We start from the raw sequence: 15112 nt of genomic DNA on the forward strand, positions 1-15112 counted from the left end.
ATCGACCGCATTCAGGAAGAGCTCGTCGGACGCGACGACTGGCGGCCGGGGCATCGCTCCGCTGTTTGCGGGGCTTTCGTTCGTACTTCCGGGCACGGCGGCACTCCCGGACAGGACAGCCCGCCGTGCCCGTTCTCCGATCCCGATTTGCTCAAGGAGTGGAAGCGCAGTGAATCAGAGCGACCTCAACGACATCGGTAACCGCATCACGTCCGCCGCGCTGGAGTTCGCCCCCGGCTGCCGGCCGACCGCCAGGCAGAAGGCCGACGCCGCCGCGATCCTGCGCGACATGATCCAGGCGGCCGGGATCCACGGTGTGACGTTCGCGGACTTCGACGCCGTGGCCCACTTCGCCCGGCTGGCCATTCAGCTCGTTCAGGCCCGCGACGAGAGCCGGTGACCGCCGTGGACGCCGCCACCTTCGCCGTCGTGTTCATCGCTCTGTACGTCGCCCACAGTGTGGGCGACCACTGGGTGCAGACCTCTCACCAGTCCGCGCACAAGGGCCGTCCCGGCTGGGTCGGCCGTCTCGCGGACGCCCGGCACGTCGCCACCCTCACCCTCACCAAGCTCGCCGTGCTCCTGCCGGCCGCCGCACTGCTGGGGCTGCACCTGTCGGCGCCCGGAGTCGTCGTCGGGCTCGCGGTCGACGCGGCCTCGCACTGGTGGGCCGACCGGCGCACCACCCTTGCGTGGCTGGCCCGGGTGACCGGCAAGGGCGAGTTCTACCGGCTCGGTGCCCCGCGCGCCGGCCGTGACGACAACCCGCACATCGGTACCGGCGCGTACGCGCTTGACCAGTCCTTCCATCACCTGTGGTTGCTGGTCGCCGCGCTCATCATCGCCACCGTCTGACCCCAGGTTCTTCGCGGGGCGGTCGCACTCCCGGACAGGACAGCCGACCGCCCCGTGCCTTCCCGACGTACCCGAATGGAGAGAACTGCCATGCGTATGCGCAGCTTCGTCGCCGGCCAGGAGGCGCACGGCGACATCGAGTTCGCGGAACTGGCGCTCGGAATCGACATCGACCTGTTCCGGGGCCCGCTGAAGCGCGAGACGGACCGTGAGCGTGCCGCCCGGGAGGACGCGGCCCGTGGCGTGCTCGCGGACCTGGTGGCGGAGGCGGAGGCCGGTGACGAGATCGCCGGTTGGGACGCCCTGTACGCCGACGCGCTGACCCGTACGGTGCCGTTCCTGCGCGCCGCCCGCGACGACCGGCCCGGGGCGGGTGAAGCGGCATGAGCGCGGCCCGAAGCCCCCTGTCGAAGATTCAGGCCGGGGTCCTGGTCGCTGCGTTCGTGCCGATGCTGGGCACGGGCGTGATCGGCGGGATCGGCACCTACAGCAACATCGGGCACGCCTACGGCGCGGGGACCGCGCTCGGTGCGCTCGGCGCCGGCGAGGGCGCAACAGCCGTCCTTGCTCTGGTCCTGTTGGGGCTGACCATGCTGGGGCAGTCCTCGCCGCGCGTTGTACGGAGTGGGCTGTGGGCGCTGCCGGCGGGCGCCGCCGTCATGGGCGCCATGGCCGCGCCGGACCCGGGACGCACCGTCATCTACGCCCTGACCCCGATGGGCATGTCCGTGTCGGCGGAAGGCATGGCCTTCCTCGCCCGCCGGATCGTCGTCCACACGGACGGCCGGGACGCGGAGAACGAGCGGCGCACCGCCGACATCGTCCAGGCCCTCGCCTACCACCGCGCCCGTGCCGCTCATCACCCGGTCGACCGGGTCCGCAAGCGTTCCGACCGGGCGTCGTGGCGTCTGGCACGCAAGGTCGGGGTCGGGGACTCGGCGCTTGGATCGAGGCTGCTGGAGGTCCAGCGCGACCGGATCACGAGCGGTGCGGATGCCGCGCTGGTCTCGATGTTCGGCGGCACCACCGCCGTGCCCGCACTGGTCGCAGATGTGGAGGAATCCGCCAAGACCATGAGGAATCGGTCTACGGCTGACCAGCCGGAATCGACCCCGGCCCCCGCCGCTGTGACGCGTCTGCCGGTGCTCGATCCGGTGGCGGTCGACCACGTGAAGCCGGCTCTCCCGCACAAGCCCGCACCGGCCATCGCCCCGCCCGATCCGGCGCCGGGCGAGTCGGCCAAGCGGCGGGCGGTCGCGGCCGACACTCCCCGGCCTCGCCGGGCGACCGGCCGGGTTCCCGAGGTGGCCCGATCGCCCCGGCCCACGCGCACATCAGCCCAGTTGCTCGCTGAGGCGCGCACCGCGACGGCTGAGTGGCCGGATGTGCGGATCACTGCCGAGGGCATCCGCCGCGCCCTCCATACCTCGCCGGCGCGTGCCCGAACGCTGCGGGACACGATTCTCGCTGAGCGGTCCAAGGCCGCGTGATGGCCGGGGCGTTCGGCAAGTGCTTCGACCCGGACGGCGCGCGCTTCGGCGTTCCCACTTTCCCGTGGCGGTACGCCCCTGACGGCCTCGCGACCCGTCGTCAGCTTCGTAGTCAGGGGTTGCGGCCGGGTGGTCAGCCGATCGTGGCGCAGGTCATGCGCTGCTCGCGCCGCCGCCCGGGTGGGGTCAGCGTGGCCTACCTCTACCGCGTCGAACTGGCCTTGCCGGTGCGGGTGATGACGTCGCGGAAGTGGGGTGCGCTCGCGCTGGCGATGCTCGCCCGCCGCACCTGCCCCGTCTGCCGTACGGACGCCGGATACGTCATCCCGACCTCGCTCGGCATGTGCGTGACCTGCGCCTATCCCCAGGAACAGCGCGCCGCCTGAACAAAGCACGCACTTTGCGTGCCCTCCTCCGGCCCATCCGGGCCGACTCTCTTCTCACGGGCCCGGCCGCCCGACCTTCCACAGCAAGCCGGCCGGACCCTTCGACTCCCGAAGGAGTGCGTACATCGTGACGGAGAACCCCGAGTTCCTGCCCCCGGACAACCCGGAGAGCACTGAGGAGCGGACGGCTGAGGTACTGCCGTTCCCGCTGAAGAAGCCGACTGACCCCGACCCGGCTGCCCTGGGCGAGGGTGTGGTGAAGCCGGGGGAGTGGGAGGCCGAACTCCCCGACACCGACGATCCGGAGGCTGAAGGGCTGGCCGAGGGGGCGCCGGTGGACCCGCCGCGCGAGGTCTACCCGCCCTCGGTCGCGGAATGGATGGAAGCCAAGGACAAGGCCCGGATGCCGGTCCTGCCGGACTGGGTGAAGCTCCCCGACCAGCGCAAGGCCGTGCGCAAGTGGGCGGTGCGGCACTACTCCGCCGTGGCCGGCTATCACGCCATCCGGCTGCCGCTGGTCTACACGCCGAAGATCTGCCTGTACTCCCCGCGGGGCGCGTGGCGGTGGTCGACGGCGATCGGCCGGTGGGTGTTCGACGCGGAGGGCAAGGGGCTGCGGCTCGCGGCCGTGGCCAACGAGGACGCCAGCGAGTACCTGAAGCTGTCGCGACAGCGCAACGACCGGGTCCGGCTGCGGGGGATCGTGGCGACGATCGGCGCCGTCATCGGTCTGGCCGCCGCCCTGACCCTGTACGTCATGGCGCCCTCATGGCTGCTCATGCTGGCCATGGCCGCGATGACCACCACCCTCGGTGCGGTCGGGGCGCCGGCGGACCGGCCGCTGATCGATCTGGCGAAGGTGACGTTCCGCAAGCGCAAGCTGTCCTCGGACATCGTCATCCGCGCGCACGAGGTGGCTGGGCTGACCAGCAAGGACCAGACGATCGGCTTCCCGCGCCCGATCGGCCGGGACGGCGACGGCTGGCGCGTCGTCGTCGACCTCCCGTACGGCAAGTCCTTCAAGGACGCGCTCAACGCCCACACCAAGGTCGCGTCCGGCATGGACATCGCCGCTACCCAGCTCTTCCTGGACAAGGACGAGACGAGTGAGCGGCGGGTGTCGTACTGGATCGCCGACCGTGACCCGCTCGCCGTCCCCTCGGGCAAGTCGCCTTTGTTGGGGGCGACGCGGGTGGACTTCTGGAAGCCGTTCCCGTGGGGCGTGGACGAGCGCGGCAACCCGGTCATGGCCACCATGCTGTGGCTGTCGCTGCTGGTAGGTGCGGTGCCGCGTCAGGGCAAGACGTTCTCCGCCCGCACGATCGCGCTGGCCGCCGCGCTGGACCCGTACGTGCGCCTGTATGTGTTCGACGGGAAGGCGTCGCCGGACTGGCGCACGTTCACCAAGGTCGCCCACCGCATCGGGTTCGGGATCGTGCCCAAGGCCGGGTTCGACCCGGTACAGCATCTGCTGACCTCGCTGCGCGAGCTGAAGGCGGACGTCGAAGACCGCTACCACCGTCTCTCCGAACTGCCTTTGCACGTCTGCCCGGAGGGCAAGCTCACTCCGGAGATCAGCCGGGACAAGAAGCTGAACATGCCCCTGGTCCTGTTCGTGGTCGACGAGGTCCAGGAGTACCTGACCCACCCCGAGCACGGCAAAGAGATCCTGTCCCTGATGGTCTACCTCGCCCGGGTCGCCCCGGCCGTCGGCGTCAGCGTGATGACGGCGACGCAGAAGCCGGACGACAAGGCGTGCCCCTCGGAGCTGCGGGACCAACATCAGGCCCGCTTCGCCCTGCGGGTCGGCGCCTACCAGGTCTCGGACACCATCCTCGGCGCCGGCTCCTACAGCGAGGGCCTGGACGCGTCCAAGCTGCTCAAGTCCCACAAGGGCGTGGGACTGCTGAAGGGCATGTCGGACGACTCCGGGATCGTGCGGACCTACCTCGCCGATGGCCGCGACGCCGACCGCATCCTGACCCGCGCCGCCGCCCTGCGCGAGGCCGAAGGGACCCTGTCGGGCGACGCGGCCGGCGAGGCCCCTGCGCCCGAGACGTCCGCGACGATCCTGGACGACGTCGCGGCCGTGCTCGGCAAGGGCGAGACCAAGGTGTGGTCGGAGACCATCGTGGACCGCCTTGCCGACCTGCGCCCGGACGTCTATGGCCCGTGGGCTGAGCTGGAGCCCAAGCCCAAGGCCGAAGCGCTCACCGCCGCGCTCAAGCCGCACGGGGTGGCCACGGAACAGATCAGCCGCCGCATCGACGGCAAGGTGGTCAACAAGCGCGGCATCAAGCGCGACGACATGGCCACCGCGATTACCCAGCGCAATCAGAAGAGGGACGCCGGATAGGTCCCCCCCGGGGTCGCTTGCGTAAGCACCATGGGTCGCTTGCGCAAGCGACCCTGCTAGCGACCCAAACCGCCCCTGATCAGGCTGCTAGCGGCTAGCGGCCGAACTGCGGAAACCCTCCAAACCCCGCCTGAGAGGCCCCTGATGAGCTTCCCTCTCCTCGCTATCGCCTGCCTACTCGCCGTCACACTCGGTTACAGCTTCATGTGCTGGCTGAGCCCGTTCGGGGACTGCCGCAAGTGCGCCGGCATGGGCCACGCCATCAAGACCGACCGCAAGGGCAACGCCAAGCGCGGCAAGGACTGCCGCCGCTGCGACGCGACCGGCAAGCGCATACGCGTCGGCCGCTGGATCTACAACCGCGCCGCGCGCACCTACCGCGCCGGCACCCGCTGACCCGCCGGGAGATTCCGTGACCCTCACCGTCCCGCTCGTTCTGCTCCTCGCCGTCACCGTCGTGCTGCTCCTGCGGTTCAAGGCCGTCGGCGCCGGTGCCGCCGTCGCCGTCGCGCTCTTCGGCTTCTACCTCGCCCACACCGGCGCGGCCGACACCGTCAACCAGCTCGTCACCGCCTTCACCGACGCCGTACCCGGCATCCGCCGCTGACCCGAAGGGGGACCAGCACCGTGAACGAACCCACCCCGCACGGCCGCCCGGTCGCACACGAGACGGCGGCCGTCCACGTCCACACCCCCACCCCGCTCGTGCCTGCGCACACCGCCCCGCTCGTGCAGCCGGGCAGCATCCCGGCCGTGGCGAGCGTCGTCCTCCCCGACGGCCGCGTCGTCACCGGCTATGCCATCGAGCCCGCCAAGCCCGAACCGGTCGCCGTCAAGCCGGCCGTCTCACGGGCGGCGGTGAACATCGCGCTCGGAGGCATCGGCTTCGGTGCGGTGTGCGGCGGCCTGGTCCTGCTGACCACGTTCCTCGCAGCCCTCGCCGCGTTCATCCACCAGCTCATCATCCTCGCCGCCGTCATCTTCGGCGGCTGGATCGCCGTGCAGGTCTTCAGCGCGAGCGGCCACGGCGGCGGAACAACGGTCAACATCCGCAAGGCCGTCATCAAGCGGAACACGTTCTACGGCTAGTTACGCCCGTGGGCGGCGGCACTCCCGGACAGGACAGCCCGCCGCCCACGGTCTCCGAATCCCGACGTAGCAGAACAGGAGACCTACAGCATGACCGAACTGCGCGTGTTCGGCGAGGGCCCCTCGGCCCCTGCCACCCGATCGGGGCGTCTGCCCCGGCCGCGTCTGCTGGATCTGTTCTCGTGCTCCGGTGGCGCTGGCATGGGCTACCACCGTGCCGGTTTCGCGGTGGACGGTTGTGACATCGTCGACCGCCCCAACTATCCCTTCCCCTGCCACCGGGGCGACGCCCTCACCTTCCCGCTGGACGGCTTCGACCTGGTCCACGCGTCGTGGCCGTGCCAGCACTTCGCCCGCGTCACCGCGTGGCGCGGAAGCCGGGCGGACCACCCCGACCTGCTCACCCCCGGCCGCGCGCGGCTGGAAGCCTCGGGGCTGCCGTGGGTTATCGAGAACGTGCCCGAGGCTCCGCTAAGGCCGGACTACCTGCTGTGCGGGACCCAGTTCGGGCTGAACGTCCGGCGTCACCGTGGGTTCGAGACGTCGTGGGGCGGCGGCGGGGACCTGGTCCCGCCGTGCTGGCACCACAAAGGTCTGCTGGCGTTCGAGCACAAGGGCGAGCGTGCCTACGCCGACGCCATGGGCTGCACCTGGATGACCAACATCGAAGCCCGCCAGGCCGTTCCCCCTGCCTACACCGAGTGGATCGCCACCCAGTTCCTCGCCCTGGAAGGGAGGGCAGCGGCATGAGCGCCACCCCCGAAGTCCTACGGGCTGCCCTCGCCCTCGCGGCGGCTGGCATCCCGGTCCTGCCACTGAGGCAGGGCAAGGTTCCGTTCGGCAACTGCCGCACGTGCAAGCAGAACGCGTGCGGCGGGCGGCCGAACATGAAGGCGGCGGGCCCGTGCTGGTGCCCGGCGCCGTGCCACGCGTGGGCCGCCGCGACCACCGACCCGCACGTTCTCACCTCGCCCGTGTGGGCCACGTCGTGGCATCACGCCGTGGCTGTGGCGTACCACGCTGGTGGGGCCGGGCTGACCGTGGTGGATCTCGACAATGCGGCGGCCGTCGCATGGGCCCGCGAGAGCCTGCCCGCCACCCGCGTCGTGCCGACGACGCGCGGTGAGCACTGGATCTACCTGGGCGCCATGCGGTCGCACAACGCGGTCCGGACTGGAGTGGACATCAAATCCCTCATGTCCTACGCCCGTTGGCTCGGTCCCGGAACCGGCCGTATGGCCGTCCTCCCGGCGGCCGTGCGCGCCTTGGCGGTGAAGGAAGAGACCACCCCCGCGCGCGGGGAGGTGGCCTCTTCCCTTCCCGGCCGCGCCACCTGGTCGCGGCGCGTGGCCACCGGATGCCGCCACACCGAGCGCTACGTCCGCACCGGACTCGAACGCGGCCTCGCCCTCGTAAAGGCCCGCACCGAATCCGGCGCCGGCTCCCAGGCGTTCGGCACCGCCCGCTTCCTCGCCGCACAGCACACGGCGTGCCCGGGACCGTGCGGCCTCGCCGTGATCGGGGAAGAGATCGTGGCCGCCGCCGTCTCGGTGGGCGTCCCGGAGGCGTACGCGCGCCGCGCGGTCGCCAACGGCATTCAGACGGCTGTGGAGCGCGCGGCATGAACAAAGCATCCCGAAGCGCCACGAACATGCCTTACGTCGCCGTACGGCCCATGCTGCGGCCGGTCGTGGGCGAACCGAAGGTCGCCGCCCGCAAGGGCGTCCTTTCTGCCGTTGGTTCTGACCCGCAGTCGGTCACTGTCACCGGCATCACTCCGGGGCTTCACATCCGGTGCGAGGGCGTACCGGTCGCGGACTGGCTCTGTGTCTGCGGGCAGCACGAGCGCGCCCGGGGCCGTGCCGCCGTTATCCGGCTGACCGCCCGCGTCCGCATCGGGGAGTGCCCTCACACGACCATCTTCGAAGGGAGGGCGGCCTCATGACCCCACAGCCTGTGGACAGCCCCGACCTGTGGGCCGGACTGCCCACCCTGGACGAACCGCCCGGCGAGGACGCGGCACCGGAGGTGTGGGAGGACCCCATTCCGCTCACCGGCCGCCGGGAGCGCCCACCGTTCCCCGCCCACGTCCTCCCCACCTGGCTGGGGGAGTTCGTGGCGGCCGTCGCGGAGGAGACGCAGACCCCGGTGGACCTCGCCGGGTCGGTCGCCCTCGCCGTCCTCGCCACGGCCGCCGGCGGGCGGTCGGTGGTCCACGTGCGCGGGAACTGGCGTGAGCCCACCAACCTCTACACCGTGGTGGCGCTCCCACCCGCGAACCGCAAGTCCGCCGTCTTCGCCCTGCTGACCGACCCCCTCTATGAGGCGGAGAAGCAGCTCAAGACCGCCATGCAGCCCGTGATCGTGGAAGCGGAGCTGACGGCGCGGCTGGCCAAGGAAGCGGCGGACAAGGCCGCCGCCAAGGCCGCGTCCGCTGACGGCGACAAGCGCGACGACATGGTGGCCACCGCCGTCGGCCTCGCGCAGACCGCCGACACGCTCACCGTCCCGGCCGAACCGGTGCTGTTGGCGGACGACTCGACACCCGAGACGGTGACCTCGCTCATGGCCGAACAGGGCGGGCGGCTGTCGGTGATGAGCGCCGAGGGCGGGATCTTCGACATCATCGCCGGCCGCTATTCCGGCGCCCCCAATATGGAAGTCTTCCTGAAAGGGCATGCCGGGGACCGGCTGCGGGTGAACCGGCAGACCCGCCGCGAGTACATCGACGCCCCCGCGCTGACCATCGGCCTCGCCGTACAGCCGGACGTGCTGCGCGACATCGGGAAGGTCAAGGGGTTCGAGGGGCGCGGACTGCTGGCCCGCTTCCTGTACTCCCTGCCGGTCTCCACCGTCGGTGACCGCGAGATCATCACCGCCCCGGTCCCCGAAGAGACCGCCGCCGCCTACACCGCCCGGGTCATCGACCTGACCCTCTCTTTGGCGGAGTGGACAGACCCGGCCGTCATCCAGCTCACCCCGGAAGCGGACACGGCCCTGATCGCCTATCAGGAGCACATCGAACCGCAGCTCAAGGCACGCGGCGGCACTCTGGGCCACATCTCCAACTGGGCCGGAAAGCTCGCCGGAGCGACCGCCCGCATGGCCGCGTTGCTGCACCTCGCCGCACACGGAGGCAACGGCTACGCCCGCCCGGTCACCGAGGTCACCATGCGCGCGGCCATCGAGCTGGGCGGCTACTACACCGCCCATGCCCTGGCCGTGTTCGACGCCATGGGCGCCGACCCGGTCGTCTCCCGCGCCCGAAGCGTGCTGGACGTGCTGCGGGACAACGGATGGGAGGACGTCAGCCGGCGTGACGTCTTCAGCGTCCTGTCCCGCAGCGAGGTCCCCACGGTCGCTGATCTCGAACCGGCCCTCGCGCTGCTGGAAGACCACGGATACCTGCGGTCCTACCAGCCCGAGCGCACCGGCAAGCGCGGACGGCCCCCGGCACCCCGCCTACAGGCCCACCCGTCCCTGCACCACGGCGGCCGGTGACCCCGGCCGCGCGCACAATCCCTCCCGCACAAACCGCAAAATCCGCAGAAACCCCGGCCACCGCCGTTGACCTGCGGCGGGCCCCCACGCCGACCCCGGACGAGGGCCCGCCGCACAATCCCGCGAAATTCCGCAAAAAACCGAGCGCCACCCCGCCCCCGGGGACGGCCGGCCGCCGCCCCTGATTTTTGCGGAATATCGCGGATTTCTGCGGAGCACCGCCCACCCCCGCCCGCACACCGCATCGCCGCAGGTCAACGGCCCCTCCCGGGTTTCTGCGGATTTTGCGGTTTGTGCGGCGGCCCCTGCCCATGAACTCAGCCTCACAGGAGTGAGCCGTGGACGAACCCACCACCCCGCCCCTCGCCTCCGCCGAAGACCCGACCCTGGTTCTCCTCAAGGTCGAAGAGGCCGCCCGTCGACTCCGCATCGGCCGGACCACATGCTACGCGCTCATCCGCTCCGGAGAGCTGGAGTCCGTACCCGTCGGCCGTCTCCGTCGCGTCCCCGCCGACGCGCCGGCCGCGTACGTCGCCCGCCTCCGTACCGCTCAGCGCGCCGCCTAGGTGCCCGCATGGGAACTCCGAAGGAGCCTCACTTGATGTTCTACGACCCCGAGTTCGAGTCGACGCGGCTCGTCATCCGCTACGTCGTTGGCCAGCAGGAACGCGAGGCGGTCGTACTCGCCAACGGCCACAGCCTGGAGAAGCACGTCAAGCGGCTGGAAGCGCTCATGGAGTCCGCCGCCATCACAGAGTCGGTCGCCATGACGTTCGTGACCTGGCCGCTGGTGTCAGGGGGCGCGGTCGCGATCCGGATCGACTCGATCATCGCCCTCGAAGCCTGAGAACAGCCTCAAACGACGCCCGGGGCGGCGGCACTCCCGGACAGGACGGCGCGCCGCCCCGGCTCCATCCCGACACACAAGAGAGCAGGAGCCCTGCCCATGGCAGAGGACAAGAAGAAGCGCACCCGACAGCCCAACGGCCGCAGCTCGATCTACTTCGGCAAGGACGGCAAATGGCACGGCCGCGTCACCGTCGGCGTCCGCGACGACGGTAGGCCGGACCGCCGTCATGTCGAACGCAAGACCAAGGCCGAAGTGGCGGACGCTGTCCGAGAACTGGAGAAGCAGCGCGATGCCAAGACCGTGAAGAAGCCCGGCAAGGCATGGACGGTCAAGACGTGGCTGACGCACTGGATTGAGAACGTGGCGCCCCTCGCGGTCAACGACAACACGATGGTCGGGTACGGCGTGGCCGTGCGGAAGCACCTCATCCCCGGCTTGGGCGCTCACCGTCTCGACAAGCTCAAGCCGGAGCACATCGAGGCGTTCTACGCGAAGATGCAGGCCAACGGCAGCAAGCCCGCGACCGCCCACCAGGTGCACCGCACCTTCCGCACCGCCCTCAACGAGGCCGTACGGCGCGGCCATCTCGGCAAGAACCCGGTTCAGTTGGCCAAGGCTCCGAAGACGGGGGAGTACGAGGTGGAGCCCTACAGCGTGCAAGAGGTACAGCGGCTGCTCAAGGCGGCAGACCGGCACCGCAACTCCGCCCGATGGGCCGTCGCCCTCGCCCTTGGACTGCGCCAGGGCGAGGTGTTGGGGCTGAAGTGGGAGGACATCGACCTTGACGGCGGGTTCCTCGTAGTCCGTCGTAGCCGCCACCGGCCGCAGTACGTGCACGGCTGCACGGAGCCATGCGGACGCAAGACTGCCGGCTACTGCCCGCAGAGGCGACGCACCAACCCGGAGACGTCCACCACCAAGTCACGGGCCGGCCGTCGCGCGGTCGGTCTTCCCGAACAACTCGTAGACCTACTGCGCGCCCATTCAAGGGCCCAAGACGTGGAGCGCGAGGCGGCCGGGAAGCGCTGGGCGGAAGGTGGTTGGGTGTTCCCCAACGAGTACGGTCGCGTCCCTTCCCACCGCGAGGACTGGACCGCGTGGAAGGCCGTACTGGCAGAGGCGAGCGTCCGTGACGGGCGCTTGCATGACGCACGCCACACGGCTGCCACGGTCCTTCTCATTCTCGGAGTACCCGAGCGGGCCGTCATGAGCCTCATGGGATGGTCCACCACAGCCATGGCCGCTCGGTATCAGCACATGGTCGACAGCGTCCGCCGCAACATTGCAAGGCAGGTCGACGGGCTCATCTGGGAGTCGGGCACGGAGGACCCGAACGACGGTGACGACGGGCTCGCGGGAAGCCCTGTGCGGACCCGCTGAGCTAAGAATCGTGAGACGCCCTCCGCAGGGTGTCTCACGATTCTCGTTCAAGACCCGGCGAGTTGCCGGGAAGGACGGCATTCTGCAGCTATGGATGCGGAGATGGTGGCGCTCGTGACTGCTGGAGTAGGGCGGGAGGGCGTTGGGTGGCGCCGCCATCGGCGGGATTGCAGCTATGCGTGGAGCGCGCATCGGGGCGGAGACGACGGCAAGGGCCACAGAGCAGCAGGCGCGCGAGCAGGCCCTCAACGAGCATAAGTCCGGATGCGGGTGGCGTCCTTGGCGGTCGAGTAGGAACCGCGCAGAGAATGCAGTTCGCTGTCACTTGGGAAGAGGCGTTGTTCCGGCCCGCCTCGCGGATTTCGGGCGTGGGTAGTCCGGGTGACAGTTCTCGGCGGGTCGCGGTCCTGAAGCTTCCACCCGCCAGGCTTGGTACATAATTCAGGTATCCCGTACCCGACGGAGTGAGGCGGCGCTAGTGTCATTTACCCTAGGAGACTTTTCTATTGGTGCAGGCCAGACTGTGTGGGAACAGATCACCTGGGACGGGAAAGACATGGGAGCCCAATGGATCATGGCGATCCCTGAACAGGTAGGGGTGGATCCCTCGCCACGGTCTGAACTCGTGTCGAGCCGTCACCGGTGCTTCGTCGACCCACCGTTGAGCTCGGGCGGGTCCCTTAGATTCTCGTACGCTTGCGACGTGACGAATACGACGAATCACAGTACGTTTTTCGCCCTTAATGGCGGCGGAAACACGTAATTCGGCAGCCAAGCAAGGGGCCATGATGTCAAAGAAGACCATGCTCGTGATTTCGGACGCATCCGGCGACGTTATTGGAACATGCGTTGAGAAATTCAACCCGGGCGGGGTAACCGCTTTTCTCGCGCCAGCGTGTGCGGACCACAAGATGTACAGGGTCACGGACGTCCCTGAACACATCGCTGACCAAGCGGACGCAGGTGCTCTACACGAAGCGATGACAACGTACCTTCGGTCGGATGCGGCGGAAGCGCAGCCGGTCACGCCCGCCGAGTACTCCGTTTTCGTCCACTCCAGCCTTGCAGAAAGACAAAAAGGCAACCTCTAAGATTCTTAGCGATCCGTGCGGCCAGCCATCCCGGGAGCCAGCCGACCCGGTGCTGTACGACGCGGGCCGGGCGCGGGCTGCGGGAAGGAATGGGGGCCGGTGACGGCGGGCGGCGTTGCGGTCAGGTCGGCTTTAACTGAGCCGGGAACTGAGACGGACGACCAAGAGGGCGGCACCCCTCAGGGGTGCCGCCCTCTTGTTTTGCCTGTTCAAGGCACTAGAGGCCGTGGCGGGAATCGAACCCACGTAACTCGCTTTGCAGGCGAGTCCCTCAACCACTCGGGCACACGGCCGTGTGCTGACTTCTTTGAACCGTAGGGGGTGGGGGCGGGCGGGGGAAGGTGGGGCGGTGGGGTGCAACAGGACTGCCATGTTGCGTTCATGGTGCTGGTGGGGGCCCTGAGTCGTACGACCAAATGCTGAGCGGTAGGACCATCGTTTGACAGGGGTCATCCTGGGTCATGCCTCTTACCCTGGGGCCATGAGCGCCCTTGATTCCCCCTCCCCTGATGCCCAGGTCCAAGCCCCGGACCGTGGGGTTTCCGCGCCGCGCCTCGACGGTGTGCTGGGCAGGGCTCATCGGGCGCTGAGCATCGGGACCATCTCCGTCGTGCTGCTCATCGCCTTCGAGGCGACCGCCGTCGGGACCGCGATGCCGGTGGCGGCGCGGGAGTTGGACGGGGTGTCGCTGTACGCGTTCGCCTTCTCCGCGTACTTCACGACCAGTCTGTTCGGGATGGTCGTCGCCGGGCAGTGGGCCGACCGGCGGGGGCCGCTGGGGGCGGTGGCGGTGGGGGTGTCCGCGTTCGGGGCGGGCCTGTTGCTGTCGGGGACCGCGGTGAACATGTGGACGTTCATCGGCGGGCGCGCCGTGCAGGGGCTCGGGGGCGGGCTGGTCATCGTGGCGCTGTACGTCGTGGTCGGGCGCGCCTATCCGGAACGGCTGCGCCCGGCGATCATGGCGGCGTTCGCGGCGAGCTGGGTGGTGCCGTCGGTGGTCGGGCCGCTGGCGGCGGGGACGATCACCGAGCGGCTCGGGTGGCGGTGGGTGTTCGTCGGGATCCCGGTCCTGGTCGTGTTCCCGCTGGCCCTCGCGCTGCCCGCGATACGCCGGATGGCCTCCGGGCCGGCCGATCCGGACGCGCCCGTCGAGGCGTTCGACCGGCGGCGGATCCGGCTGGCGCTGATGATCTCGCTGGGGGCGGGGCTGTTGCAGTACGCCGGGCAGGACCTGCGGTGGCTGTCGCTGGTGCCGGCGCTGGCGGGCGGTGCGCTGCTCGTGCCCGCCGTCGCCGGGCCGCACGGGCTGTTGCCGCGCGGTACGTACCGGGCCGCGCGGGGGCTGCCGTCGGTGGTGCTGCTGCGGGGGATCGCGGCGGGGTCGTTCATCGCGGCGGAGTCGTTCGTACCGCTGATGCTGGTGACGCAGCGGGGGCTGTCGCCGACCATGGCCGGGTTCTCGCTGGCGGCGGGCGGGGCGACGTGGGCGCTGGGCTCGTACGTGCAGGCCCGGCCGTGGGCCGAGCCGCATCGGGAGCGGCTGATGGTGGTGGGGATGGTGATGGTGGCAGCGGCGATCGCGGGGGCGCCGAGTGTGCTGATACCTGCGGTGCCGGTGTGGGTGGTGGCGGTCGCGTGGGGCGTGGGGTGCTTCGGGATGGGGATGGTCATCGCCTCCACGAGCGTGCTGCTGCTTCAGCTGTCGGCGCCGGAGGAGGCGGGGGCGAATTCCGCGGCTCTCCAGATCTCGGACGGGCTGTCGAATGTGCTGCTGCTCGCGGGGGGTGGGGCGGCGTTCGCTGCGCTGGGTGGGGGGTCTGTGGGGGCGGCGCATGAGGTGGTGGCGTCTGGTGGTGGCGCTGGGCATGGTGGGGCGTTTGCTGTGGTGTTTCTGCCGATGGCGGGGGTGGCGTTGGTGGGGGCGTGGGTGGGGCTGCGGTTGAGCTCCCCCACCCCGCCCCTTGCCTGAACCCTCCGGGGGTGGGTGGGGGTGAAGGGGGGAGGGCGGTTTCGGGGGGGGGGGGGGGGGGGGGGGGGGGGGGGGGGGGGGGGGGGGGGGGGGGGGGGCGGGGGCGGGGGGGCGCCGCCCCCCCCCCCCCCCCGCGGCGGCGGGC

At 70.3% G+C, this 15112-nt stretch carries 16 protein-coding genes and 1 tRNA gene; 16 read left to right on the top strand and 1 reads right to left on the bottom strand.

All coding sequences use genetic code 11. From position 1 onward, the window contains the following. The first annotated feature begins 169 nt into the window (after positions 1–169). The 15 genes from ACGFRG_RS31240 to ACGFRG_RS31310 all read left to right on the top strand — a co-directional run bounded on the left by ACGFRG_RS31240 (position 170) and on the right by ACGFRG_RS31310 (position 11907). The gene (locus ACGFRG_RS31240; protein WP_393269336.1) at positions 170–400 is read left to right on the top strand and encodes a hypothetical protein; all 231 of its coding nucleotides are present in this window, start codon (positions 170–172) and stop codon (positions 398–400) included. Positions 401–405: 5 nt separating this feature from the next. Beyond that, complete coding sequence (locus ACGFRG_RS31245) at positions 406–855, top strand: transcriptional regulator (RefSeq protein WP_393269372.1); 450 nt, start codon at positions 406–408, stop codon at positions 853–855. Between the two features lie 96 nt (positions 856–951). After that, a complete protein-coding gene (locus tag ACGFRG_RS31250; RefSeq protein ID WP_393269374.1) occupies positions 952–1242 on the top strand; it encodes a hypothetical protein in 291 nt (96 codons plus the stop codon). Beyond that, positions 1239–2345 carry a conjugal transfer protein gene (locus ACGFRG_RS31255; protein ID WP_393269339.1) on the top strand — a complete coding sequence of 369 codons (1107 nt, stop codon included), beginning with the start codon at positions 1239–1241 and terminating at the stop codon, positions 2343–2345. Before ACGFRG_RS31250 ends, ACGFRG_RS31255 begins: the two co-directional genes overlap by 4 nt. Continuing rightward, positions 2345–2731, top strand: a complete 387-nt coding sequence (locus ACGFRG_RS31260; RefSeq protein ID WP_393269342.1) for an RRQRL motif-containing zinc-binding protein — start codon at positions 2345–2347, stop codon at positions 2729–2731. The genes ACGFRG_RS31255 and ACGFRG_RS31260 overlap by 1 nt, the downstream gene beginning before the upstream one ends. 127 nt (positions 2732–2858) lie before the next feature. After that, positions 2859–5087 (top strand): cell division protein FtsK, encoded by a 2229-nt coding sequence (locus ACGFRG_RS31265; protein ID WP_393269345.1) that lies wholly within the window; start codon positions 2859–2861, stop codon positions 5085–5087. A gap of 144 nt (positions 5088–5231) precedes the next feature. After that, on the top strand, positions 5232–5483 hold the full coding sequence (locus ACGFRG_RS31270; protein ID WP_393269347.1) for a hypothetical protein: 252 nt from the start codon (positions 5232–5234) through the stop codon (positions 5481–5483). A 16-nt stretch (positions 5484–5499) separates the two neighbouring features. Beyond that, positions 5500–5694, top strand: coding sequence for a hypothetical protein (locus ACGFRG_RS31275; protein ID WP_369377557.1), 195 nt, complete (start codon positions 5500–5502; stop codon positions 5692–5694). Positions 5695–5714: 20 nt separating this feature from the next. After that, the gene (locus ACGFRG_RS31280; protein WP_393269350.1) at positions 5715–6176 is read left to right on the top strand and encodes a hypothetical protein; all 462 of its coding nucleotides are present in this window, start codon (positions 5715–5717) and stop codon (positions 6174–6176) included. Positions 6177–6377: 201 nt separating this feature from the next. Then, complete coding sequence (locus tag ACGFRG_RS31285; protein ID WP_393269377.1) at positions 6378–6926, top strand: DNA cytosine methyltransferase; 549 nt, start codon at positions 6378–6380, stop codon at positions 6924–6926. Next, on the top strand, positions 6923–7801 hold the full coding sequence (locus tag ACGFRG_RS31290) for a bifunctional DNA primase/polymerase (protein WP_393269353.1): 879 nt from the start codon (positions 6923–6925) through the stop codon (positions 7799–7801). Before ACGFRG_RS31285 ends, ACGFRG_RS31290 begins: the two co-directional genes overlap by 4 nt. A 331-nt stretch (positions 7802–8132) precedes the next feature. Beyond that, positions 8133–9677, top strand: coding sequence for a YfjI family protein (locus tag ACGFRG_RS31295; RefSeq protein ID WP_393269380.1), 1545 nt, complete (start codon positions 8133–8135; stop codon positions 9675–9677). Positions 9678–10015: 338 nt separating this feature from the next. Beyond that, a complete protein-coding gene (locus tag ACGFRG_RS31300) occupies positions 10016–10243 on the top strand; it encodes a helix-turn-helix domain-containing protein (protein WP_393269356.1) in 228 nt (75 codons plus the stop codon). A 35-nt stretch (positions 10244–10278) separates the two neighbouring features. Beyond that, entirely contained in the window at positions 10279–10524 is a 246-nt protein-coding gene (locus ACGFRG_RS31305) for a hypothetical protein (RefSeq protein ID WP_393269359.1), read from the top strand. Positions 10525–10623: 99 nt separating this feature from the next. Next, entirely contained in the window at positions 10624–11907 is a 1284-nt protein-coding gene (locus ACGFRG_RS31310) for a tyrosine-type recombinase/integrase (RefSeq protein ID WP_393269362.1), read from the top strand. 1312 nt (positions 11908–13219) lie between these two features. On the opposite strand, the gene ACGFRG_RS31315 is transcribed toward ACGFRG_RS31310, so the two are convergent. Beyond that, positions 13220–13291: transfer RNA gene (locus tag ACGFRG_RS31315), tRNA-Cys, on the bottom strand. A gap of 188 nt (positions 13292–13479) precedes the next feature. Between ACGFRG_RS31315 and ACGFRG_RS31320 the strand changes: the two genes are divergently transcribed. Next, on the top strand, positions 13480–14967 hold the full coding sequence (locus ACGFRG_RS31320) for an MFS transporter (protein WP_393269363.1): 1488 nt from the start codon (positions 13480–13482) through the stop codon (positions 14965–14967). Positions 14968–15112: the final 145 nt, after the last annotated feature.

Source organism: Streptomyces sp. NPDC048696 (assembly GCF_043198895.1).
Classification (GTDB): Bacteria; Actinomycetota; Actinomycetes; order Streptomycetales; family Streptomycetaceae; genus Streptomyces.